Source organism: Candidatus Bathyarchaeia archaeon (assembly GCA_035935655.1).
Lineage (GTDB): Archaea > Thermoproteota > Bathyarchaeia > 40CM-2-53-6 > 40CM-2-53-6 > 40CM-2-53-6.
This window is the reverse complement of sequence record DASYWW010000013.1, coordinates 1-23,784: the sequence shown is the minus strand read 5'-3', so window position 1 is coordinate 23,784 and position 23,784 is coordinate 1. Positions and strand designations below refer to the sequence as shown.

24 protein-coding genes and 2 tRNA genes are annotated in these 23,784 nt (G+C 51.6%); 9 read left to right on the top strand and 17 right to left on the bottom strand.

Features of this window, described 5'->3' with window-relative positions:
* Positions 1-18: 18 nt before the first annotated feature.
* The 4 genes from VGS11_02485 to VGS11_02470 form a co-directional block, all read right to left on the bottom strand.
* On the bottom strand, positions 19-717 hold the full coding sequence (locus VGS11_02485) for a hypothetical protein (GenBank protein HEV2118965.1): 699 nt from the start codon (positions 715-717) through the stop codon (positions 19-21).
* 95 nt (positions 718-812) lie between these two features.
* Positions 813-1,229 carry a hypothetical protein gene (locus tag VGS11_02480; protein ID HEV2118964.1) on the bottom strand — a complete coding sequence of 139 codons (417 nt, stop codon included), beginning with the start codon at positions 1,227-1,229 and terminating at the stop codon, positions 813-815.
* Positions 1,230-1,232: 3 nt separating this feature from the next.
* Entirely contained in the window at positions 1,233-1,829 is a 597-nt protein-coding gene (locus tag VGS11_02475; GenBank protein ID HEV2118963.1) for a hypothetical protein, read from the bottom strand.
* A 32-nt stretch (positions 1,830-1,861) separates the two neighbouring features.
* Positions 1,862-2,047 carry a hypothetical protein gene (locus VGS11_02470; protein ID HEV2118962.1) on the bottom strand — a complete coding sequence of 62 codons (186 nt, stop codon included), beginning with the start codon at positions 2,045-2,047 and terminating at the stop codon, positions 1,862-1,864.
* 356 nt (positions 2,048-2,403) lie between these two features.
* Here VGS11_02470 and sufC point away from each other — a divergent pair, with 356 nt between their 5' ends.
* The 4 genes from sufC (at position 2,404) to VGS11_02450 (ending at position 5,303) form a co-directional block, all read left to right on the top strand.
* The gene (sufC, locus tag VGS11_02465; GenBank protein ID HEV2118961.1) at positions 2,404-3,177 is read left to right on the top strand and encodes a Fe-S cluster assembly ATPase SufC; all 774 of its coding nucleotides are present in this window, start codon (positions 2,404-2,406) and stop codon (positions 3,175-3,177) included.
* Between the two features lie 14 nt (positions 3,178-3,191).
* Positions 3,192-3,572, top strand: a complete 381-nt coding sequence (locus tag VGS11_02460; GenBank protein HEV2118960.1) for an iron-sulfur cluster assembly accessory protein — start codon at positions 3,192-3,194, stop codon at positions 3,570-3,572.
* 79 nt (positions 3,573-3,651) lie between these two features.
* Positions 3,652-4,896, top strand: coding sequence for a cysteine desulfurase (locus tag VGS11_02455; protein ID HEV2118959.1), 1,245 nt, complete (start codon positions 3,652-3,654; stop codon positions 4,894-4,896).
* Positions 4,893-5,303: an SUF system NifU family Fe-S cluster assembly protein gene (locus tag VGS11_02450; GenBank protein ID HEV2118958.1), complete on the top strand. Its 411-nt coding sequence runs from the start codon at positions 4,893-4,895 to the stop codon at positions 5,301-5,303. The genes VGS11_02455 and VGS11_02450 overlap by 4 nt, the downstream gene beginning before the upstream one ends.
* A gap of 21 nt (positions 5,304-5,324) precedes the next feature.
* Here the strand turns inward: VGS11_02450 and VGS11_02445 are convergent, their stop codons facing one another.
* The 7 genes from VGS11_02445 to VGS11_02415 all read right to left on the bottom strand — a co-directional run bounded on the left by VGS11_02445 (position 5,325) and on the right by VGS11_02415 (position 12,761).
* On the bottom strand, positions 5,325-6,932 hold the full coding sequence (locus VGS11_02445; protein ID HEV2118957.1) for a hypothetical protein: 1,608 nt from the start codon (positions 6,930-6,932) through the stop codon (positions 5,325-5,327).
* A 188-nt stretch (positions 6,933-7,120) separates the two neighbouring features.
* Complete coding sequence (locus VGS11_02440) at positions 7,121-7,432, bottom strand: non-heme iron oxygenase ferredoxin subunit (protein ID HEV2118956.1); 312 nt, start codon at positions 7,430-7,432, stop codon at positions 7,121-7,123.
* A gap of 8 nt (positions 7,433-7,440) precedes the next feature.
* Complete coding sequence (sufD, locus tag VGS11_02435) at positions 7,441-8,862, bottom strand: Fe-S cluster assembly protein SufD (protein HEV2118955.1); 1,422 nt, start codon at positions 8,860-8,862, stop codon at positions 7,441-7,443.
* Positions 8,863-8,916: 54 nt separating this feature from the next.
* Positions 8,917-10,317 (bottom strand): Fe-S cluster assembly protein SufB, encoded by a 1,401-nt coding sequence (gene sufB / locus VGS11_02430; protein ID HEV2118954.1) that lies wholly within the window; start codon positions 10,315-10,317, stop codon positions 8,917-8,919.
* Between the two features lie 508 nt (positions 10,318-10,825).
* Entirely contained in the window at positions 10,826-11,542 is a 717-nt protein-coding gene (gene nth, locus VGS11_02425; protein HEV2118953.1) for an endonuclease III, read from the bottom strand.
* Positions 11,539-12,378, bottom strand: a complete 840-nt coding sequence (locus tag VGS11_02420; protein HEV2118952.1) for a deoxyribonuclease IV — start codon at positions 12,376-12,378, stop codon at positions 11,539-11,541. Before VGS11_02420 ends, nth begins: the two co-directional genes overlap by 4 nt.
* 125 nt (positions 12,379-12,503) lie before the next feature.
* Complete coding sequence (locus VGS11_02415; protein ID HEV2118951.1) at positions 12,504-12,761, bottom strand: hypothetical protein; 258 nt, start codon at positions 12,759-12,761, stop codon at positions 12,504-12,506.
* A gap of 292 nt (positions 12,762-13,053) precedes the next feature.
* On the opposite strand from VGS11_02415, the gene VGS11_02410 reads away from it, so the two are divergent.
* Positions 13,054-13,176 (top strand) — tRNA-Phe (locus VGS11_02410).
* A gap of 2 nt (positions 13,177-13,178) precedes the next feature.
* Here VGS11_02410 and VGS11_02405 read toward each other — a convergent pair.
* Positions 13,179-14,102, bottom strand: coding sequence for a hypothetical protein (locus VGS11_02405; protein ID HEV2118950.1), 924 nt, complete (start codon positions 14,100-14,102; stop codon positions 13,179-13,181).
* A 133-nt stretch (positions 14,103-14,235) separates the two neighbouring features.
* Between VGS11_02405 and VGS11_02400 the strand changes: the two genes are divergently transcribed.
* Positions 14,236-14,358: transfer RNA gene (locus tag VGS11_02400), tRNA-Ala, on the top strand.
* Between the two features lie 31 nt (positions 14,359-14,389).
* On the opposite strand, the gene VGS11_02395 is transcribed toward VGS11_02400, so the two are convergent.
* Complete coding sequence (locus tag VGS11_02395; GenBank protein ID HEV2118949.1) at positions 14,390-15,571, bottom strand: amidohydrolase family protein; 1,182 nt, start codon at positions 15,569-15,571, stop codon at positions 14,390-14,392.
* Positions 15,572-15,665: 94 nt separating this feature from the next.
* Between VGS11_02395 and VGS11_02390 the strand changes: the two genes are divergently transcribed.
* The gene (locus VGS11_02390; GenBank protein ID HEV2118948.1) at positions 15,666-16,394 is read left to right on the top strand and encodes an NAD(P)H-hydrate epimerase; all 729 of its coding nucleotides are present in this window, start codon (positions 15,666-15,668) and stop codon (positions 16,392-16,394) included.
* A 49-nt stretch (positions 16,395-16,443) separates the two neighbouring features.
* Here VGS11_02390 and VGS11_02385 read toward each other — a convergent pair whose 3' ends face one another.
* Positions 16,444-16,899, bottom strand: a complete 456-nt coding sequence (locus VGS11_02385; GenBank protein HEV2118947.1) for a peroxiredoxin — start codon at positions 16,897-16,899, stop codon at positions 16,444-16,446.
* A 448-nt stretch (positions 16,900-17,347) separates the two neighbouring features.
* Here VGS11_02385 and VGS11_02380 point away from each other — a divergent pair, with 448 nt between their 5' ends.
* Positions 17,348-18,898 (top strand): radical SAM protein, encoded by a 1,551-nt coding sequence (locus VGS11_02380; GenBank protein HEV2118946.1) that lies wholly within the window; start codon positions 17,348-17,350, stop codon positions 18,896-18,898.
* A 19-nt stretch (positions 18,899-18,917) separates the two neighbouring features.
* On the opposite strand, the gene VGS11_02375 is transcribed toward VGS11_02380, so the two are convergent.
* The 3 genes from VGS11_02375 to VGS11_02365 form a co-directional block, all read right to left on the bottom strand.
* On the bottom strand, positions 18,918-19,724 hold the full coding sequence (locus VGS11_02375) for a nucleotidyltransferase domain-containing protein (GenBank protein HEV2118945.1): 807 nt from the start codon (positions 19,722-19,724) through the stop codon (positions 18,918-18,920).
* A gap of 931 nt (positions 19,725-20,655) precedes the next feature.
* Positions 20,656-21,213: a hypothetical protein gene (locus VGS11_02370; GenBank protein HEV2118944.1), complete on the bottom strand. Its 558-nt coding sequence runs from the start codon at positions 21,211-21,213 to the stop codon at positions 20,656-20,658.
* Positions 21,214-21,274: 61 nt separating this feature from the next.
* Positions 21,275-22,690: an NAD(P)/FAD-dependent oxidoreductase gene (locus VGS11_02365; protein HEV2118943.1), complete on the bottom strand. Its 1,416-nt coding sequence runs from the start codon at positions 22,688-22,690 to the stop codon at positions 21,275-21,277.
* A gap of 130 nt (positions 22,691-22,820) precedes the next feature.
* On the opposite strand from VGS11_02365, the gene menA reads away from it, so the two are divergent.
* Positions 22,821-23,784, top strand: a 964-nt coding sequence (gene menA / locus VGS11_02360) for a 1,4-dihydroxy-2-naphthoate octaprenyltransferase (protein HEV2118942.1), incomplete at its 3' end; no start/stop codon positions are given.

Here is a 23,784-nt window from a genome sequence, read left to right as displayed (position 1 = left end):
CAGCCGTATGCGTGGCACTTAGCTCCAGGTCCAGGTTATGGTCCACGTTATCTGTATGGTGTCTCCAATCTGGAGAGTGACGGCGGTGAAGGTTGCGGCGGCGAGGTTGACTCTGTTGGCAGATCCGTTCGCCGCTTGGTTGACTAAGCAACTCTGTTGGACCGTCGTCGCAGCCGTATTGTCAGTGAAGGTGTTGATGACGGTCGAACTTTGTGGAGAACTGCCTGAAATGTCTGTCACTGCGCCTGCTGCAGCTGCGAAACCGTTAGTCGTAAGCTCTGAGCCGTTCTGACCACCGCCTCCAGTACCTCCTGCGACGCCGCAGTCTCCGCTGGTTGCAGCTGTAGTCGTGCCCGTGGACGACATGGTAGCAGTAGGAGCGACGGCGTTATTTGACATAGCAACGAAATGGAAGCTGCAAGCCGCCGCTACGGTACAGAAGCCTTCGTTGTTGGAGATGACCAACTTCTCTACATACTGAGCACCAGTGTTGAACAGTACATTATGACTTGATTGACACACAGGAACGCCGCCAGCAGGGGTATAGCATTCTTGGAAGTTCGCGTTTAGTACCTGGTAGTAGTGTCTGTTGCCCCATGGATTCAAGTTCCCGGTAGCTACGTAGCCACCGAGAATGAAGCTCGTGACGACCAAACCTGTTGCTAAGAGTGCGATGGCACTCCTCTTCTTTGTCCATTCTACTTTGAGAAACTTCAATTCACACACTCACCTCCTTCCCACTCCATATCTTCCGGGAGGCGCGCCGGCCGCTCTCTTCTAGCCTGTGTTACCAAGCGCGAACTGAGGTGGTACTATCCGGAGGATGATGATGCAGAGGATTCATCGTCGTTCCTCGGAGCTTCCTCCCACTCCTCCTTTCCTAGAGGTATAGATCCCGAACCGGTTGGCAATGGTCCGCTCTTATCTGATAAGATTCTGATGTGCTTGCGCGCTTCACGAAGAAATGCGAACATGCTTACACTGATAATGAACGCCGACACTGCCAGAATGAATATTGTTGGGGGCGAGACGTTTACTACGGTTCGCGTCGTCGAGCTTGCCGCGGTGGTGCCCGTGCCTCCACCACCCACGCTGAGTGGCTTCTCAGAGACCATCCCATCATAGAAAAGTATCGACGCGCTACCGATGAATAGTGCCGAGAGTAGTAAGAGCCCCAACCTGAGAAATTTTTCATTCCTTGGATCAAAAATCTGTTTGAAGCTCTTCATCTTCTATCCTTCACTCACTTTTTTCTTCGGAGATTCCTCCCAGTCATCTTTTCTTTGCATAGAGGGTATTGACACTGGACCAGCAGACACTAATCGTGCTATAACGGAGGAATTTCTGGCGTGCATGCGCGTCTCACGGAGGAACTCGAGCAAGCTTAGACCGATTGCGAAGGCTGATACTGCGAGAATCAATATTGTTGTGGGGGAGAAGGTTAGGCCTCCTCCCGTTGCAAGAAAGGATGAAACGAGGACCGCTGAAATCATGAATGTAGGCACTGTCACCGTGCCCGAGAGGATTGACGATAGAGCCATTTTCCGACGTATTATGGCAAGATAGACGTTGATCCCTGCTGCGATGGAAATTGCTGATGCGAGGTAGACGACGCTTATCATGAAGCGCGCCGGGTCGGTTAGGCTTCGGCCCAACATTCCGATGTTGACGAATTCTTGATCCATCAGAAGCAGTCCAAGACCCCCTCCAGCCACTACCTGGAACACGTATTGAAGAATCGATGGCAAGTCGTTCTCAAGGAGGGCACTTAGGATGCTCATGGCGAGGAAGACAAAGATCCCCAGCACCATGAAGAACTCTGGTACCAAGCCTGCTCTCTTTCAGATCTAGAACTATGTCCCTAGTTCTCGATTGCGTTACTAGGTCTCTCGAGGATCGCGTAGACGAGGCGCTGACCCTTAGGGGATTCTTCGATGGTCAGATTAAGTATGCTCCCATCCTCGATCTCGAGGAGCCGTGCAAGGTCCTTTGGAATCAGCAGGTACTTGCTTCCCTTGATCTTTGTGGGCGTGAGTCGTATCGCCATTTTTTCTGCCAGCCAGCCGGTTAGATAGAGCCTAGCCCTTCCCTAGCGATAATCAGGGCGTAACTGCGGGGTAAAGCGGAAAGTCACAGATTGCCCTACCCCGAAACAATGTAGGAAATAACAGGGCGCTGTAAAGGCAACTCTTGTTCGATTCCTAGAAATGTTGAGAAATTGCCTGGGAGATGTCAAGTGTGGACCGTGGTCTCGGGCATCGGCCGAGAACGGACTCGCGCAAATCCATGGCGAGGTTTTGGCGCCCTTAAATATGACGTATGTCATGACGCTCTTGCAGAGAACAGAAAAAACGCGATAAGACACGTATAGAACGCAAGTGAGAAAGTAGGAAGAAGAGTAAATTGAGTCAGCTAGAAATCAAGGATCTGCACGCTTCCATTGAAGGCAAAGAGATCCTGAAAGGGGTCGACTTCCAGGTCAAACAGGGCGAAATACACGCGATTATGGGACCAAACGGTTCGGGCAAGAGCACCCTCGCATCCACTATAATGGGACACCCGAAGTACAAGGTAACCAAAGGCGACATCAGCTTTGACGGACAAACACTCCTCAACCTAGCACCGGACGCACGAGCTAGGAAAGGCGTGTTTCTCGCATTCCAGTATCCATACGAAGTTCCCGGGGTGTCGCTCGCTACGTTCCTTCGAACAGCCTACAACTCAGTCAGGCAAGGAGGGAAGAAAGGAGACCTGGGCCAAGAGATGGTATCGGTACTCGAGTTCAGAAAGCTCTTGAAAGAAAAACTCAAGCTCCTGGATATGGACGACTCTTTCGCAACACGATACCTCAACGAAGGATTCTCCGGTGGAGAAAAGAAACGCTGCGAAATACTCCAACTGGCTGTTTTACAGCCGAAAATAGCCGTTCTGGACGAAACAGACTCCGGACTGGACATAGATTCGGTCAAAATAGTCGCAGAAGGCGTGAACAAGCTGGTAGGGCCCGAAATGGGAGTCATGATCATCACACACTACCAGAGAATCCTGCGATACATCAAACCCAACCACGTGCACATTCTCCTCGATGGTCGAATGGTCAAGTCGGGGGGACCAGAGCTCGCGGACGTTCTGGAGGCGAGGGGTTACGATTGGGTTAAAAAGGAAGTCATGAGCTAGGCCAGGTAGAGAATATGGCAATTAGTATAACCGAAAAAGCAGCGGTCAAGGTCCAAGACTACCTCAAACAAGTAAGCGACCAGTCACTCGCTCTCCGCATCTTCGTCAAAGCTGGCGGATGTGCGGGATACCAGTTCGGTCTGAAGCTAGACAAGACTAGTGACAGCGACGTTATCGAACACAGGAACGGGGTCAACATTGTAGCTGACCCAAAGAGCGCAGATCTCCTAGGAGATGCTGAGATCGACTATGTTGAAACGGAAATGGGTGGCGGCTTCAAGTTCAATTTCCCCGAAAGCTACCTCACCTGCGGCTGCGGCCACAGCTTCGTACCAAAAGGCAAGGAACAGGCCACAGGGGCTCGCAGTCCCGAAGAGCACCACGCGCACTACTAAGCCTCCTCTAACTTTTCCCGGACAGCTTGCCCAAAGCACTGTCAGGGGATACGCCACGCAAAAACAGGCGATAGCCTACATTCATCGAAAGAAGCGATACGATGTCGACAAGGTCAGGCATGATTTTCCGATTCTCAAACGCATAATCAACAAAAGGCCGCTAGCCTATCTTGACAATGCGGCTACCACGCAGAAACCTCGAGATGTAATAGATGAAGTGACTCGTTTTTACAACGAGTACAACGCGAACGTTCATCGTGGAGTTTACAAGATCAGCGAAGAGGCAACCGCCGCCTATGAAGAGGCGCGAGCCAAAATTGCACGACTAATAAATGCCAGCAGTCCGAACGAGATCATTTTCGTCCGTGGAACGACTGAAGCAATCAACCTGGTTGCTCAATCCTGGGGCCGGTCAAACATCGGTCTCGGGGACGGAATCATCCTAACCGAGATGGAGCATCACAGCAACATCGTCCCATGGCAATTACTCGCAACTCAGAAAGGCGCACATCTGAAGTACGTGGGCCTAACTGATGATGGTCACCTTGTCCATGAGGACTTTCGCATACATCTGGAATCCGGCGGGATCAAGCTAGTTGCCATGACCCACGTCTCTAACGTTCTGGGAACAATTAATCCAGTTCGCGAGTATATCCGCGAGGCCCACAAGCAGGGTTGTCGGGTGCTTCTCGATGCCGCCCAATCTGTGCCGCATATACCCGTTGATGTTCAAGACATGGACTGTGACTTTCTTGCTTTCTCAGGCCATAAAATGTGTGGGCCAACCGGTATCGGAGTGTTATACGCCAAGAAGTCGGTTCTGGAAGAGATGCCCCCATATCATGGAGGAGGCGAAATGATCCGTGAAGTCCATCTTTACGAGTCGACGTGGAGGGATCCTCCGTATAGGTTTGAGGCGGGAACCACCAATATTGCGGGAGCCATTGGTTTGGGAAAGGCGGTAGACTACTTGTCGGAGATTGGGCTTCGGAACATTCAACTTCATGATCAGGACTTGACCGAGTATGCGCATGATAAGTTGGGAAAAATCAAAGGAGTCAAAATCTACGGTCCTGAGAATACGAATACAAAGGTCGGGGTGATAAGTTTCAATTTGGGAGACGTTCACGCCCACGACATGGCGACTCTGCTAGACGAAGACGGAATCGCCGTAAGGTCTGGGCATCACTGCGCACAGCCGTTGATGGATCGACTTGGTGTAACCTCTACTACCCGGGCCAGTTTCTACATCTACAATGTCAAGGACGAGATTGATCGACTAGTAGGATCCGTAGAGAGAGCAGCGGGAGTGTTCAAGGTATGAGCTCGATCTATTCCGAAATAATTCTCGACTATTATAGACATCCGAGAAACAAAGGGACACTCCCCCATCCTCAGATCCACGCCCGAGACACCAACCCGCTCTGCGGCGACATTGTCGAGATGGAACTTGAGCTAGATGAAAAAAACACGGTGAAAGATGTGAAGTTTAACGGCCAAGGCTGCGCAATAAGCCAGGCCTCAGCCTCCATGCTGACAGAATTGGTAAAAGGAAAAACAATCGATGATGCCCGCAAGATATCCAAAGAAGACGTCCTATCGTTGATAGGAGGACAGCTGACGGCTGTGAGATTGAAATGTGCCCTACTGTCTCTAAAAGTATTGAAGACAGGAGTCTACAACTACATCGGCTCAACCGATGCGACTAATGAAGAACTGTCAGGCCTCTAATTCCTTTGAACCAGTAATCCGCTAAGCGTTTGCCTCTTTGTCCTTACCTCCGCTGCTTTCCATTTTCTGCTGCTTCAGTTGCTCCTGAACCTTCTTGAAGAAATCCTGGTTCGCAACCTTCTTCGCCTCCGCATGGATCGCTTCAAGATCGACCTTCAGCACCCTTCTCAGAACCCTTCGCCTCCCAAAGACGAGCCAGGAAACTAGAACCGCAAACCCAGCGATTATCACTATCAGCAATACTAGAAGATAATTGAACGTGGCACTTTGCTGAGGTGGAGGGGTCGCGGGAGGGATGCTGACTAGAGTAGATGTGGAGCCTTGCCCCGAGTTTCCGTAACTATCCGTTGCGTTGATCTGTATTTGCCAAATACCAGCTGGATTGGTTGAGTTGACCGTGTAGCTGCCCACCCATTTGCCTCGACTCGCGTCATAGAACAATGATAATGGACTACCGATTCGGCTCGAAGAGTGATACGTTGTAGCGGTGACCGTCCCGGTCGTGAAGTTATACCCTCCAGGAGTCACGACAGATGCGTAGATCGCCACGATGCCTCCGATTGTGTAGTTGTTGTAGTTCGTGTTGGCAGACACACTTAGTATCGCCGGTGACACTGTGAAAGGCTTCAACACACTTGAGATTGGTCCCTTGTTCCCATAACCATCGTCGAAGCTGTTAACCTCGACTGTGGCGACCCAGGGACCGACATCGCTGCTCAGAGGGATTTGGAAGCTTCCATGAAACGCGGCCAAAGTCGAACTATAAGCCATTACGACATAGTGGGATGTCAATCCGTCTGCCTCAACTAGACGTAGATTCACGGAACCTACTTTGACCGAAGCACCATTTGGATACGTGGCCGAGAAACGGAAGTCCTCGGTTTGAGACGTTTGCAATAAGCTTCGGCTGATGATTAGAGAAGAAATTGTCACATTGATCGCAGTTACACTGAAGGATTGAATGTCAGGTGGGGTTTTCGCGGGAATGCCTGTGAGGGATACGTTGTAGTTCCCAACGGGAAGTGAGGCAGGTATTGACGGCCAAGTGTATGAGAGGACACCGCTGCCATCTGCTGTCTTATTTAGCGGAAAACCCGCAACGAGGCCGCTCAGGCCAGAGACTCTGATGGTTACGTTTCCGTTGGGCTGATAATTTACCGCCTTGATTGAGACAGGAGCAAGTCTCGGATAGCTGAGACCATCTGTCAGACCCACTTGAAATTGTCCGCTTGCCACACCCGTTGAACCTACTAGCGGTGGCTGGGTCTGATTGACCCATACCGCGTAAGTGCCCGTGTATGATAGGCTCGCTCCTGCACCAAATTTACCAGGATAGGCAACGCTCTCCACGAAGGACGCTGGATGCGGCGCATTGGTTTGGTTGTTGGCCTGACGGACGGTACCGCTTGGATCTTTTACATGCCACGTGAATGCATAGGGCGTGAGCGTGCTAGCGATGGACACGTTTAGAATGAGCAAAGTGTTCGCGGTGTTACTCTCCTGCAATCGAGCAACAGAGGTTGTGAGAGTGTAGGTTTCGCCTGCGGCGTGAACTGGAGGGTTGAAGATTGTGATGAATAGAAGCGCCGCTAGGAATGGAAGGAGAATGTATCTTCTCAGATCCGACAAACCTACCCTCTTTCCTCGCTTTCGCCTCGTTCTTGGTTGTCCCACATCGAAACCGTTCGGTGATTGATGTGAAGAGTAGGTTGAGTTGACTAAAGGGCCATGTAACTTGAAACTGCGAGGGCGAGTAAGAACAGACGAGGCGAAGTAATCTTGATTGGAAAAAGTCGAGGCTAGGGCTTTGGCATGCTTCATTCTACTTCGACGAAGATTTCTCCATTGGATATCTTTACTTGATGTCTACCAAGCGGTTTCTCCGCGGGCGGATTAACGGCTTCTCCGGTTAGTAGATTGAAACGTGACAAGTGTAGTGAACAGGTGACGCTGTCTCCGGTGAGAAAGCCCATCGAAAGATCGTACTCTTCATGTGTACATGTTCCATCCCATGCAGAGATAGCTCCTTCAAGATTGACAACTAGGATTCTCTTGCCTTCATGCTCTATTCCCTTCATTGTCCCGGGCGGGAGCTCTGAGAGGGAACACGCTTTGATGAGAGTTCCCAAGAGAGTCGCTACCGGTACTTGTAGTGCCTCTCGAAAAGATCGGAGGATACGCTTTCTTTCTCGGGTTCTTCTTCGAATTCCGGTAGTTGTTCTGGGCTTGGAGGGATTTGTCCGCCCCTTCCTAGCCACTTCTCTTCGATGAGGTATTGTATAGCGGCTCTTACTGTCTTCAAAGGTATCCGTTGAACAGCGGGGTGTAGGAATCCGATGATGATCATTCTCTGGGCTTCGCTCTGGGTCAAGCCACGAGACATTAGATAGAAAATCTGTTCCTCGTCCACCTGGCTTACAGATCCTGAATGAGTGGCCTTCACCTCGTTCGTCATGATCTCTAGACCCGGTATGGCGTCTGCCCTTGCTTTCTTGCTCAGGATCATTGCGTGTTCTGCAAGGTATGAGTTCGAGTTCTTCGCTCCTTCTTCGATCCGTATCATGCCCTTGAATATGGTACGTGACGTGTCTCGCAACACTCCCCGTGCGAGCACATGTCCCGTTGTGTTGGTGGATCTGTGGGTAAGATCGGTGACTGCGTCAACTCGCTGAGCCCCCGAACCGAAGACGATTTCGACGTCCTCCGCGGCTGCCCCGGGTCCGTTCATGACACTCTCTACTCTGGAGCGGGTCGTCCCACCGCCAATGTGGCCGATGGTCCAGTTCATGCGAGAATCCTTCTGGCCAACGCATCGTCTGTTGAGTGTTGAATGAACGTCACCTTCGAAGTTTTGCAGGCTAGCGAAGTTGACCTCTGCATCTTCGCCGAGATAGACTTCGGTCACCTCACTGTAGAGTGCGGATCCCTGTTGGGAGGGGTCAAGTTTTGAGTAGGCTTCCTGAAGAAAGCTCAGCTTGCTGGCTTCTTCTGCGATAATGATGTTGTGGGTGAATGCCGCTTGACGGCGGGTCTTGAGCAGGACAATATTTCGGAACGGGATTTTGATGTTGAGCCCTTTCGGGACGTATAGGAATGTGCCCGCGGTGAAGAAGGCGTTGTTGAGAGCTGCGAATTTGTCGTCGTCGGGTGGAATCGCCTTGGTAAAGTGGCTTCGAGTCAGCTCTGGGTTGTTGGCTATGGCTGAGTGGATGTTCGAGAATATGATTCCTTCTTTCTCCAGGGTCCCGTGAATTTCCGTGCGGACCATTTGAGAATCGACTTGGAGAGATAGAGTCGGCTCGTCTCTCTCCCTGACGAGATGGGCGATCTCCTGCGGTGTAGATTTGATGTGAGACGGCAGCCCAGGTTCAAACGAATCTAACGTAAGCCCGGATAGAATGTCCACATACTTCGTGTAGAGTGTGGACTTCTCCAGAGGTAGCTTGTTGAAATAGTCGAGAGCAAGGAATCTTTCTCGACTGAGCTCTTGGGGTTCAGAGAAGGATGCTGAGACTTCTTTGATCATGCCTTCCGTGGGACTAGCGAGCGATTTGCCCATGGCTGGCTACCGTTAGAATGCTGGCATGTTAGAAGGTTTGGGTTTCTTCGGTGTCTAGCCGACGGCGCCTTCCATTTCCATCTCGATTAGTCGGTTAAACTCGACCGCGTATTCCATCGGGAGTACTCTTGTGAATGGTTCCATGAATCCTGTGACTATCATGCTGAGTGCTTGGGTTTCGGTCAAGCCTCTGGACATGAGGTAGAATAACTGGTCTTCGTTGATCCGTCCAACTGTTGCTTCGTGAGTTATTGTGGCGTCGTCTTCGTTGACTTCCATGTAGGGGTAGGTTGATGTTTTTGATTGCGCGTCCATTAGTAGGGCGTCGCATCGGACACTGGATTTTACTCCGACGGCCCCCTTGGCGACGTGGACTAGTCCTCGGTATGTTGTCAATCCGCCATCTTTGCTAACGGATTTTGCTGTGATTCTGGAACTGGTGTAAGGAGCGAGGTGGACGGCTTTTGCGCCTGTATCTTGGTGGCGGTCTTTGCCTGCGAATGCTACTGAGACTATCTCGGCCTTCGCTCTTGGTCCGACAAGGTAGACGGACGGGTACTTCATTGTGAGTTTGCTGCCGACGTTTGCGTCGATCCATTCGACGCTTGCGTCTTCGTAGGCGTAGGCTCTCTTGGTGACGAGGTTGTAGACGTCGGACGACCAGTTCTGGAGAGTAGTGTAGCGGACCTTAGCTCCCTTCTTCGCGATTATCTCGACGACCGCGGAGTGGAGAGAGTCTGTGGAATAGACAGGGGCCGTACAGCCTTCGATGTACTGCACGTCTGCGTAGTCGTCTGCGATGATCAGGGTTCTCTCGAACTGTCCCATGTTTGCCGCGTTGATTCTAAAGTACGCTTGTAGTGGTAGGTCGACTTTGACGCCTGGGGGAATGTAGATGAAGCTGCCGCCGCTCCAGACAGCGCTGTTGAGCGCGGCCATCTTGTTATCTTCAGGCGGAATGATTGTTCCGAAATATTTCTTGACAATCTCCGGGTGTAACTTGAGCGCTGTATCAGTGTCGCAGAAGATTACACCCTTGTCCTCCAAATGCTTCAGGAGGCTGTGATAGACAACCTCTGATTCGTATTGAGCGCCTACTCCTGCCAGGAACTTCTTCTCGGCCTCAGGTATTCCTAGCCTGTCGAAGGTCTTCTTGATCTTCTCAGGGACATCGTCCCAGCTCTTCTCCACCTTGTCGGTGGGTTTTAGGTAATAGTAGATGTCGTTGAAGTCGATATGGGACAGGTTGCCGCCCCACGTGGGCATGGGCCGCTGGATGAAATGTTCGTAGGCTCTTAGCCTGAATTTCTTCATCCATTCAGGCTCTTTCTTCATATCAGAAATTTGTTCGACCGTCTCGCGAGAGAGTCCTCTCTCGGACTTGAAGACAGGCTTCTGAGTATCCTTGAAGTCGTATTTTGCGTAATCTAGGTCGAGGTAACTATTCTTGGCCATCGTTTCGTTCTCTCTTTATGACGTATGTTATACTGGGACCGCTCGCTATTTACAGGTTCCGTCTCAAGCCTGGCGGGTCGTTCGAGAGCCAGTAGAAGACCCCGGAATGGGTCGATTACTCTAAAGTCTTACCTTACGATGACTCGAACGCCCGCGCTCCGACATTCAAGAAGGCTGAACAAGCCCAGTAAATTCCCCTGAACAACCGGTCAAAAACATTGGATTATGCCAACGCTATAAACCATAGAAGAGACGACAATGAAATCGTATGCGTCGAGCGACCGAGTGAAATGTCCCTTCTGTGCGCGACTGGACAAGTGTTACGACCCGATCGGCCATGACCACACATGCGGCCTCTGTCATATGACATTCGATGTTGAGAAGCTAGGGCCGACAAATAATCCTCCCAGCCTGAGAATAGCCAGCCAAGTAGCGGCATGAGATTTTCGCTGAACGGGCCGGCTAATCGCCTGGATGGTACTATGAGGGATCGAAGGACGCCGTTTCTCTACTTTCGTTGTTGCTTTTTCTTGATGCGAGGAAGATAGTCAGCCTTGTAGTATTTGCACCTGTCATTCAGCGGACAATCCGAACAGTGTGGCCCGATAGGTTTGCAGACCAGTTGGCCGAATCTTACGAAGACCTCGTTAAGCGGAAGCCAATCTTTCCGGTTGGCTAACCGGGTTAACTCCTTCTCAGTATCCTCAGGTGTCTTGGTCTCAACTACTCCAATACGGTTGAAAATTCGATGCACATGAGTATCGACAGGGATCGCGGGTGTCTTGAACCCGTAAACGAAAACGCAGTTCGCAGTCTTACGTCCAACAGAAGGGAGCTCGAGAAGCTGATCCATATTCTCGGGTACTTTGCCACTGTACTTGTCGAGCAAGATCCTTGAGATCTTCTTGACAGTTCGCGCTTTCGTATTGTAGAAGCCTACGGGCTTGATGAGTCTCGCGACTGTCCGAGGATTTGCAGCAGCCAAACTCTTGACATTAGGGAAGCGGGCGAAGAGCCTAGATGAGGCGAGTGCGGTAACAGGATCCTTGGTTCGATGAGAAAGCACAGTCGCAATTAGGACCCTGAAAGGATCACCATCGGTCGATTCGCTAATCTCCTGCAAAGCTGTTGGATCATCCTTTCTAGCTCTGTCAACTGCTAGAGCGGCATCTCCGATAATCCGGTGAATTGCACCGGCTGATTGTAGATCGACCGGCGTTTTCATTTTGCCAGCTTGCGAACTGTTTCCAAGTTACCCCTATCATCGCGCCTCTCATCCTCGGGCGTTTCCAAAATCCAGGGCAGGTCCCGGATAGCCTCGTGATGTAGAATCGTCTTGAACCCCTTTGCCCCGATGTAGCCCATGCCGATGTGTTCGTGGCGGTCGAGTCCTGACCCTTGCCCGCCGCGGGAATCGTTCAAATGGACCACCTTCAGCTTGTCAAAGCCGATATCTTTGCCGAAACTCGCAAGGGTCTGACCCACGCCCTTCTCGGTGTGGAGATCCATGCCTGCGGCGTAGGCGTGGCAGGTATCGAGGCAGACGCCGAGTCGTTCTTTCTTTTTCACTCCCTCGATGATCTCTCGGATATCGGGAAAGTTTGAGCCCATGCTGTTCCTCTGCCCCGCCATATTCTCCAATAGTATCCAAGGGTCTTTCTTGACGCGCTTGACAGCCATGTTTAGAGCGTCGGTGATTCTTTGCAAGCCAACATCTCTCCCCATTCCCAAGTGGCTGCCAAGATGGCAAACTAGGTAGGGGATCCCGAGGGTCCCGCAACGATCCACTTCTGCTAAGAGTGTGGCGGTGGATTTTTCGTACAGCTCGTCCTCGGGACAGGACAAGTTGGGAAGGTAGGGCATGTGATCCACGACAGGTCCTAGGTTGGACTGGGCTAGTTTTTCCTTGAAACTCTTGACCTCTTCGGGATCTAGGTCGGCGAATTTCCAACCCCGAGGATTTCGAGTGAACACCTGGAATGCATCACAGCCTTCTTCCGTAGCCCGATCAACCGCTTGGCCTATAGAACCTGAGATGGATACGTGTACTCCAACCTTCAAACTCGGACTCTACCACCGTTTGTCGAGGCGTCTCGTGGTAGATAGCTTTGGCTCTCGAAAACTATTCTTGAAGAATCTGGGGGATGAAGTAAGAAAGTGGAGGCGTTGATAGGTTCCGCTGGTGGTTAGAATGCGGGTCTTGTGTGCCGGTTCTCGTAGAGGATCTTCCGTTCGTACACGCCCATGAACCAGTAGAGTCCAACGACGAGTACTAGCCCGAGTATGAAGACGATGTTGTTTGCGTTTGCGCCTAGTCCATTGTAGATCCATTGTCTCGTGGGTTCGCCGAATTCAAGTGTCCAGAGGAGGGTGGCTAGTAGAGCTGCGGGGAGGGCGAGCCTGAAAGTCCTTAACAGGAGAAGCTCGTTTTTCGCACTTGCCATTTTCTACATCTAGAGTGACTGTTAGACGGTCAGGGATTTCATAGCGGTTTTGCAGAAACTCGGGGCTCATCTCTCGATGGGCTCGCGCGGCCTCGGGTTGTTTTGAACATGAAGAATGTCACGTTCATTGAAATAATACATTCTCTCAGTCGGAAAAATGGATGGATTGGTGTAACATTTGGAGCGCGGGTTCGACTTCACGCGTGCAGGTATTGCTGGGACCAGTGCAAGATTCTGTCGCGTGGAGTTTGCAAACTTACATATTCCCCGCCCCTCTCGGGTCTTCCGCGTGGCCGCCGTAGCGTAGCTTGGTAGCGTACAGGCCTGAAGGGTCCCGAAGAGCGGCCCTGGCAAATGGAGCCTGCGGGGCGGGTTCGAAGCGCCTGTAGTAGACGCGAAACTCCCGCCGGCGGCCCCTCAAGAATCGACGAGGACAGGAAGCCCGCGACCCAGACCTGACTGCAAATGCCTGTTGATTTCCCGCATCTTCTGAAGAATCGCCTCTCCTCTTATCTGCGGAAATCCAAAATTCCTCCTCATCTTATCGACGACTGAGAGAAGATCGTAGGGAGTAATCGGGCCTGAAGTCTCAAATCTTGAGGTGCGACCGCTTAGAAACGACAAACGATCTACAATACTGGTTCGAGGAATGCACTCTCCCAGAGATTCGAAGATCATCATGCGAGAAATATGGGACGGATTCGAAAAGCCAATTTCTCTCCTCCAAGTGTCTATGTCGTCCGAGCGGCTGATTTGCAGAATTTGTTGATGACTGACTCCCCATCCGTTGTGAGCCACCCGCTCAGTTCTTCTTAGGAAAGAAATTCCTAACTCATTTCTCAAGAAGTTTGATAGTTGATCAATTACGTGTCCGGCATTCATCTTGAACTGAATTCGAGGATATTTGTGAGCTCCGCCTTGGTTAGCGCTGTAAAACCCAAGGAGGCCATCCGTCGCTAGAAGCTCTCTCCCAAGAAGTCTCATCAACCGGGGATCGCTACTCAGGGACTCCGGGATCGAGAGGTTTCGTTTCCTGCCATTGGGAAGCCCGAGAGTTTCGTGCTTGAAGAGTGCAACGGCTTTGCTCTGATATCTTAACGAGATCCAGGTCTGTTCAGGGTTGATGTACAATCCCGGTCGTTGGAGGTCATACGCGGCGGAGATTGTGGGCATTACGGTGCCGATCAAGTAAAGCTGATCTTCGAGCGCATGTCCCGTTACCTCATACAGATAAGAACCGTGGGGTCCTCCTCTCTTGATGGAGAGCCCGCCATCTCCGATATGGATTCCAGTTTCAGCTGCCACATCTGGAGACATATGGAACTCAGAGGATAGGGACATCGCAGAATCTGTTCTCTTTGCCCTTTGAAGGTTCATAGACGTAAACGAAAGTGTTTGTTGATTTGGAAAGCATTACAGCCGGGACCGTCGTCAAAGGCTTTAACCGGGCTAGAATATCGGGTTCGGACCGAGTGGGCCGGTAGTTCAGCCTGGTATGCTGACGAACGTTGTCAGGCCGAAGAACGTCCGGTTTGCAAACCAGGAAATTGGTCTAGAGACCGGAAGGTCGCGGGTTCAAATCCCGCCCGGTCCACCAAAAATCTCTAGCGCCGTCAGACCCCATGCGTCTATGCTACGCGATGCCCTTCTTGAAACACGGCCGCAACCAACCTTAGCGCACTCATGTTTTCCAAGGGGTTCGCGTCGAGCAAGACTAGGTCCGCCATTTTTCCCTTCTCGATCGTACCGCGTTCAGCCTCGCCGATCAGACTTGCTGCGCTAGAGGTTCCGGCTCTGAGAGCATCCTGTGGCTCCATCCCGCACTCAACCATCAGCTCCGCCTCCCGCGCAATGCGACCATGACGCGTGGCTCCACCACCTGCATCAGTTCCTAGCGCTATCTTCACCCCGGCCTTGATGGCCGCTCTGACTGCCGCACGCGATCCCTGTCGCAGATCTTCGGCCCGCTTCCTACGGGCTTCAGGCCAGTCAACTGCTTTGGAGTAGTAGAGCATAGCGTCCCAGACTGACATAGTCGGAACCAGGTACGTATTGTTCTTGGCCATCGCTTCAAGGTCGTCCGATTCGAGAAACATCCCATGCTCGAGCGAATCAACACCCGCACGGGCGGCTATGCGACAGCTGGTCGGATCGTTCGCATGACACGCGATCTTGAACCCTGCTTTGTGAGCTTCTTCAACGGCTACAGCTAGGAGCTTTTTGTCGAATGGAATGTCTGGCGCATCTTGTGGTCGGACTCCTTCATTCCAGCCTGCTAGTGCCACCTTGATGAGGTCCGCTCCAGCCTCAATCTCCGTCCTAATCGCGTCTCGTAGCTCGCTAGTTTCCTCGAAAAGTCTCGCGAAGAGTACGTAGGTGCCGCGATGGGCGATCCAGGCTCCCGCAGCCCGAATGTTAGGAGCACGAATCTCTCCTGCTCGTGCTGCGCGTGCGAGCTTTATGCTGACCCCATGAGGGGCACCAACATCTCGGGCAGTTGTGACGCCGCTTCGTAAGCTGGTCTCGGCAAGTTCGATCGCACGCATGGAGATTTCTGGTAGAGGATCGGTAAATCGAGCGATCCACTCGGGCCCACCTGGACTGCTGTAGTGAACGTGACAATCCATTATTCCAGGAATCAATGTCCGGGCCCTTCCATCAACAACTCGGACCCTGGCTCGGTTACCCTGCCAATCAGACGCTGCCCCGATCCACTTGATCCGGCCATCTTGAACCTCTACGGACATCTTGGACTGGTCTGGTGAGCCTGTGCCGTCCCAGAGCTGAACATCGTCAATTAGAAGATTCAATTTTCGACTTCACTACTTCTTTTCTCATTCAAGCTTTGAATATTGCACGCGAGTAGGAGTCTGAATATATCTGCTTAGGAAGCGCGGGATGAGCATGCAGGAACGGGCTGGAATTGTCTATCTCACAGCTGATGAGATGCGCAAGCTAGACGCCCTTACAATTCAAGAGCCGAGAGTAAACGTCCTCTCGTTGATGGAAAATGCAGGCAGAGCCGCAGCCATCTTAGCCAGGCAGATGATGCTAGGGACAACAATAGGAAAGAGCGTCGCCTTCCTCATCGGAGGAGGCAACAACGGCGGGGATGGGATGGTTGCTGCGAGACATTTGGCTAACTGGGGCGCCGAAGTCGACGTGATGGTCGGCACAACCAGAGACAGAATGAAAGGCGTACCCCTTGGACAATTGCAAATTCTCGAAAAAATGGAAATCCCCATCGTGTCAACTGGATACGATCTGAGGGATTATGACCTGCTTATCGATGCGCTTATCGGTTATGGGCTTGAGGGCAATCCTCGGGACAAGATAGCGAAAATTATCGAGGACGCTAACGCGAGCGGTCGCCCCATATTGGCGTTGGACCTTCCGTCCGGAATGAACGCGACAACCGGTGAAGTCTATGATCCCTGTATGAGGGCAACCGCAACCCTCACGTTAGCGTTACCAAAGACCTGCTTCCTTCCATTTGACGCCTCACCATATGTGGGTGACCTGTATCTCGCTGACATCTCGATACCTCGAAATGTCTACAAGAGGTTCGGACAGAAGAGCGTCATTTTTCATAAGGACACTCTGTTGAAGATTCCTCTCCCTCCAACGGAGTAGGAGTCGCTGACTATTTTGAAGTTCGGGTCTTAGGCCGGGACCCGAATAGCTATTGAGACAGTGCGTCGATTACTTGTTGCGTATGGGCGTCAGCCTTGACCGGATCGAATACTTTCTCGACGATCCCCTTTTCATCGATGATGAACGTAACCCGCCGGGCCATGTTAGATTTCTCGTTCAGAACGCCATAAGCCTTCGTGATGGTCTTGTCCGAATCCGCGACCAACTGGAACGGAAGGTTGAACTTTTGCGTGAAGTGTTGGTGGGATACGACGTTGTCAACGCTCACACCCAAGACTTCAGCGCCTAGCTCGCGAATTTTCTCGTATTGATCCCGGAGACCACATGCCTCTATGGTACAGCCGGGAGTGTCGTCTTTCGGATAGAAGTAGAGAACTACCTTCTTCCCTTCGTAATCATTGAGCTTCACAACATCGCCCGTAGTCAAGAGAGATGTGAACTCAGGAGCGCGCATTCCTGCTTGGATATTCGTGGTTGCTTGCATGATTTTGTCAAGGAATCGTCGTCTCTTTTATGAACATCGTTCAGTGTTAAGAGAGAACTGTCTGATTCTCCCTGCTCTCCAAGCCTTCTACATGCCGGGCCCTAGGTGTTACATGTGTCGAAGAGATCCGATTAGAGAACGAGATAGATACTGGATTCTCATTGAGAGAGTTCTTCGAAAAGTCCGTTGAACTCTCAACACTTTTTCAAGGGCTACACAATCACGTCGATCCGGAAAAATCGCCTTCAACAGCCTATAGCGGTTCTATCGGGAAGAGAGCTCGTTCAATCCACTGAGGGCGTCCAAAGGAGCATTTGATGATTTTGCGGTTAACATAAAACACTAGTTTAAAATACATAGCACCTCGAAAACAGGTTGTTTTAGGGAAGAACCGGTCGGAAGAGAGACCTAATCCTAACTAAAGCAAGTGTGTTTGAGGTATAGATGAATGGCAAGAATAGTACTCACAGCTGACGCAACCCAGATGAGCGAATACTGGGGAATACCATTGCTCCCCTTCTTCAGCTGTGCACCCGCTGAAAAAGTTCCCCGAATCGTATTCGACTTTCTTTCTCCTCAGGTCAAACACGAGAATGGAGTCGCACGAATGGCGCCCTACGGGCTCCGGAAGCTAGAAGCGTCAATCCTTCGAACTTACAAGCCGGAGGAAGTCGTTATCGCCCATCCTGACCACATTTCAAAGTTCGTCAACGAAGACACCCGGATAATCGGAATATCCACGATGGACCCGTTGGGTCTTGGACCGGTCAGCATGATGTTCACGGACGGTGGCCAACTGACGGCTTATACGAAGAAGAAATTCCTTGAGCTCGTCTACAGCATCAACCAGGCGAGGAAGAGATTCCCCAAGGCCAAGCTGGTGCTTGGCGGGTCAGGTGCCTGGCAGATGGAGACTAAGGACGAGGTGACACGGGGTCTTGGAGTAAACCATACTGTGATCGGAGAGTGCGACCATGTCATACAGGACATCTACAACGACATAGAATTCAACGGTGCACCAGAATTCATCCACGTTCCCCGTGGACCTAAGCTCGAGCAGATCCCGGACATCGTCGGAGCATCAACTCACGGGCTTGTTGAGGTCATGCGAGGCTGTGGCCGCAACTGCCAGTTCTGCGAGCCGAACTTGCGCGTGGCAAAGTACTATCCGACTGACAAGATCGAGCGGGAGATTGCGGTTAACAGGAAGATTGGAAACCCTAATGTCTGGGTTCACAGCGAGGACATTTTCCTCTACAAGCTTGAAGACAAGAACGGGTTCATGCCCAACCACGAGGCCGTCGTTGACCTCTTCAAGACTGTGATGACCCAGGGCGGCATTACTTATGCGAACCCGACCCATGGAACAACGGCCCCGGCAGCGGCTGATCCAGAACTCATCAAGGAAATTTCTGAGACGGTCCGTGCGAAGGATGACAAGTACATCGGTATACAGTCAGGACTCGAGACGGGTTCTACTGAGCTGATTCGCAAGTACATGCCCTTGAAGGTGAAACCTTTCAGCCCGAGCGAATGGCAGGAGGTCATCTACAACGGCACGCGAATCTTCAACGAGAACTACTGGTTCCCAGCCTACACGATCATCGTTGGATTACCCGGAGAGACAACTGACGACGCGATCGAGACAGTCAGACTGATCGATAAGATGGAACATGGACTCAGAAAAGAGATCGGAAACAGGGCTCACTTCACGGTCACGCCTCTCAGCTTCGTCCCGCTAGGCGTTCTGAAGAACAAGGGCTTCTTCAACATCGACGAAGCAATAGATGAGGCGAGGTTCTGGGTCATCTACAGAAGCTGGAGACATACAGTTCTAGAGCTTCACAACATGCCGCCAACGCTCATGAAGCTGAACCCGGCCTTCAAAGCCATCTTCACGACCCTGTGCTGGTTCGGCTCGAAAAAGATCCTGGATAGCATCAAAGCTTGGGGACGATCCCTGGGCTACGATGCTGACAAGAGCCTTCGACTAAACTAGGACGAAGCCCTGTCCCTCTCTAGAGTCCATGCTTTTCCAACGGTTCAGCCAGCAAAGCCCGGAATCGTTTGTGCCGGGCCTTTTTTCGAAAGTTGTTTCTGATTAAGCGCAGGGTTTCACCGCAGAGCCTCATCGCTGATTGATAGACCTCAGCGGTCTGTTTGGTTCCTCTTATTCCAAGAGCAACGGGATAGTCCATTGCGAGATGTCTCGGTCTCTTCTTAGCTTTCAGGACATGATGCCACAGATAGTTCTCGCTGACAATTGAGATCTCATTCAAAGTGATGATCGCTCTTTCAACGTACTGGCCAATGACACGTGCAGCGTGTCTGGTATTGTACTCGTCCTGATCGACCCAACCATTCCTTAGTTTTCCGGAATATTCGATAATGTTGTGGTACGCGTCCCAGAGAGATTTCTCCAGGATTTGTCGCGAAGGCTCCGCTAGTCTCCAGCGACCTAGAATCCGCTTCAGAATTTTCTTGGGGTCATGGAACACTCTGGTTGCTTTGGCGCTCCCGCGGGCCCAGAAGAAAGCTTCGGGATCGCTGAACTCTCTCTCCAACTCTGCAACCCGGAGAAACCCCACACCAACATAGATGTCTCCATCGAAGTAGGAGAACTCGGACGGTTTTTTTCCACCACTCGTTATAGCGGACAGGTCAATGTCGCTAAAAGGTCCCGGCTCTCTTCTCGCGACGCTTCCGTGAACCAGCAAGCCAACCAAGTTGGGATATTCTCTCTTCACGAGAGCAACCGCGCGACGTGTTGTCTCGCCATAATGCCGGTTCAGCTCATTCCTGGTGAGTCGTTTTAGCCGAGGCAAAGAGGGTTGGCCGACGTTCAATTCTCCATACACAGGACACTTTTTGAAACCAAAGAACCCTGTTTAGAAGAGCCTCGAATCATTACATGCTCACTTACGAGTCTACCGGGGCTTTATTCGGGATCACTACGCTCTCCTTCTCTTGACAACTCTTCCTTTCCGTAGGGTGCCGAGTACCCGCTGGACCGCGTTCCTGGGCCTCGGGCAGCTTTCGCCCGATTGTTCGCTCAAAGCACCCTCCCCCTAATGACCTCCCGTGCCAATGGTAGGAGCCCGCTTCTACCACCGTACCCTGTATCTCCCAACAATAGCCAAAACATTTCATCCGGTCTATCAATGGGACGAAAGAACTCCGACTTTACCTTAGCTCCTCTATCGGTGAATAACCCGACCATGTCAATCCACCCCTTCGATAGAGAACTGGCAACCATCGCGAATCGTGTGCAGATTCTACAATCGTTATCGTAGAGAAGAATAGGACGACCAACGATCATTTCGACTGGCAACTAAACCAGGTGCTCTATGGCCCTAACATGGCGCGGTTACCGTGTAAACTTTCTTTTCTCAACGATACGTTCCGACATGTGCCTGCCAGTATTAGCCGTTTGCCAGAACTAGAGCAAGAAGATTGTTCAGACTGCAAACTGGGTCGTCGGCGGGTCGAAGGATATCAGTCTAGGAATCCGTGTTGATTCAAGGACGGGAACGTGCATTGAGCACCCTTTCTGGAGCCGTGCCCATTTCGTTGGGATTTCTGCGCTTCAAGGGTCTGGGGTGACGCTCCATCGGTTGCCAGTCCTGTCGGAACATTCCTGAGCTGAATCGTACGGCTATGGAGGTTCGTTTTCGCATGTTTTCTCTACTATACCCATACGTGGGGTTTGGGATATTGACTGGGGAGAAGGTTATCCAGTCAACGAAACCGGGACAGCTAGCTGTTGTCTTCGGTCTCAGGTAGGATGCGGCTAATTCTGTCGAAGAGTTCGTAGCCCGCAGCTATCGAAGATTGTGCCTCAAGCTCGTTCGTAGGTTGGCTCCATACAAGAATCTCCGCAGAAGCGAGCCGAACTACTAGTTGGAAGCGTCCGTCCTCGGTGATCCAGTAGAGCGATTGGCCTGATTCGTTGGTCGAGTATCCTAGCCATCGGAAATTTTTGAACCAACGACCCTTCAGTTTCGAAGTGAGGACATTAGAGTCGATTCCTGGAGGAAGCTGACCGCGAATGACAGGCTCTCCCTCGTCGAGGTGGCGTGTCGTCTTTCTGGAGTGGTGTAGGACCTTGTATCCATCGTCCGTCTTCAAGACGAGATTGTCGTCCTCGAGGCGTTTGAGGATGCGCGTTAGTTTTTCTTGGTGTAGTCCTAGCCTTCTCTTCATTCCTTGGAAACTGTAGGTCGCGTCGTTCTCGGATGATAGCATGTTCATTACTAGTGTCTGATCGTCTAGTGGTCTTGCGTCGAAGGATTGGCCGAGTTCTGGAGAAGGCAATAGTTTCTAAGTTGGCCTGTTCCGGCGGCCCTTATTTATTGACGATGTTACTGTTCGTGGTTTAGTGGAAACGGGCTCGGCCCTGAGCTAGGATAGAATCGACGTTTGCTTTCCAAGCGTCAAACTGGGCCGGGTCTTTCGGATAGTTCTGGTAGAGCTCGTTGAGCGCTCGCATCCTGGCCATCGTGAACACGAGTCCGCTGAACGCCTTGTACGATCCCAAGCCTCTGAACAGTTTGACTATTTTCTTGGCGGTGGAGAGGTGGGGCATTTCTCCCAGCGATATTTCTGTAGCTTCATCTGATGATAGGAAGTGTCTCATACCGTAGTTGATCTGGTCATTGTTGAGTGTCTGCAGGTACATTCGAAATACTTCCAGCCCGGCCGTCTTGTTGCCGTAGTGGTTGACGAAGTCTATGTTGTACTGCCAGAGTTGTTTCTCGCTGAAGTCGTTCGCCTCTATTGCTCGGACTGCGGCTTCTCCGGCCATGATCCCGCCTATTAGTCCGGGACCGATGCCGCCGGCGCTGATCGGGTTGGGGAACCATGCTGCGTCTCCGCAGATCATGTAGCCGTTGGCGACGAGGCAATCGTTCTGGTGTCGAACAGATACCTGCCAGGAGCCTGTTAGGTTGCTGTCATCGCTCAGTGGTTGAATATCCTTGAATCGGTCATCTGCTGCCAACCAATCCTTCAGGAGCGCGCTGAGCGGCTTGGGGCTTCTTTTCTGCTGGATCCCGAGGCCGATGTTGACTTTGTCTTCGGACTTCGGAAAGAGCCAGAGATAACCCCCAGGCGCTTTTTCCGCATCGAGGTAGATGTCGCAGTGGAAAGGTTCCACCTCAATTCCGTCTCGAAGTTTCGCGTTCAGACGCGCTGTCGGCTCTACATCGTCCTTGTTGATCTCTTTCTCGATATGACTTGGAATCGGAAGATTACGACGAAGCTTAGTAGACATTCCCGAGGTATCTATGATCAGTTTGGATCGGATCTCGAACGGCTGGTTCACCCCTGGTCCAACTGTTTGACCATGCAATCCGACGATTGTTCCGTTTTCCTCGATTAGATCGGTTGCCTGGACGCTTCCGCGAAATTCGACGCCCGCTTTCAGAGCATCGTCGAGAAGGCGTTTCGCAAACTTTGGCCGGTCGAGAACGTATCCCGGGCCTTCGAATGGGACCCTGACTTTCATGTCGGGGGAGTAGACGTAGACTGCGGTTACCCTGTTCTCCATCTCAGGCTTGCCGTAGGTTGTCCCGATGTGGTCGTGAATGTACTTGATATGATGCTCGCCGACTGCGTCACCGCAGACCCAGCCTAGAACTGTTTTCTTTCCCGCTTCTGTGGGCGGGTTTCGGTCCATGAGGAGAACGCTTACGTTGCCTTTGCCCTTCAGGGCTACGGTGCCGGCTGTCATGCAGCCCGCTATACCGGCTCCAACAACTACTACGTCCCAGTTTTCGGCCAAATTCATCACGGTATTAGGAGTCTATCGTGGACTCTCGAACACGCTTTAGCCTTTTGCCTCTCAACTCAATAAACTCGGGGAATTAGCCTTATATCACCTCCGGCGAGCCGATTTTTTCAAACCGGAGAGATAGCCCGTAATGACATCGAACCCGAGCATCGATGCGAAAAAGCCGCCTTTCATCGGGTTGTGGCTTAAGGCGATGCGGGTCCCATTTCTACAGGCCACGTTCGTCCCGATCATCCTTGGGACTGTCATTGCCTGGGAAACAGTCCGGGCTTTCAACTGGGGCACTTTCCTGCTCACATTACTCGGTGCGAGTTTGATCCAGATTGCAAGTAATATGTTCAATGACTATTTTGATTTCAAGAGCGGAAATGATCTCCAGGTTCGACACCAGAACCCGTTCGCCGGTGGCGGAAGAATACTGACAGCGGGCTTGATTCGGCCATCAACCCACTTGATCGTATCGACATCCTGTCTGATCCTCGGATCCCTCATAGGATTCTACCTGATCTTCGCCCTCGGACTCTACCAATTATTCTGGTTCGGATTGATCGGTGTCATATCCACCTACTTCTATGTCGGTCCTCCCTTCAAACTGGCGTATCGAGGGGTTGGAGAATTTCTCGTTGGACTCAATTTCGGGCCCGTAATGACTGTGGGCGCCTTCTACGTCCAAACTGGAAGCCTCGCAGGTGCGACCGTGCCTTTGCTCGCATCAATTCCTGTCGGATTGCTCATTGCGGCGGTTTTGTGGATCAACGAGTTCCCTGACATGGACGCGGACAAGGCGGTTGGAAAGAAGACTCTGGTCTTGAGGCTAGGCTACATGAGGTCTGTCGCAGTCTACGTAGGACTATTAGCGACATCATACTTCCTAATTCTCCTCTATGCAGTTCTGAAGGTGTTTGTCTCTGTCCCAATCACAAGTTTTGCGACGCTCATTGCGTTGTTCAGTCTGCCGTTTGCTTTAAAGGCGGTCAGGATACTACGAGCTAATTACAAAGATCCGCACGCGATAATACCCGCTAACGCGAACACGATATTTCTGCATCTGACGTTTGGTCTCTTGGCGATTGTCGGGTTTGTAATCGGGGGAC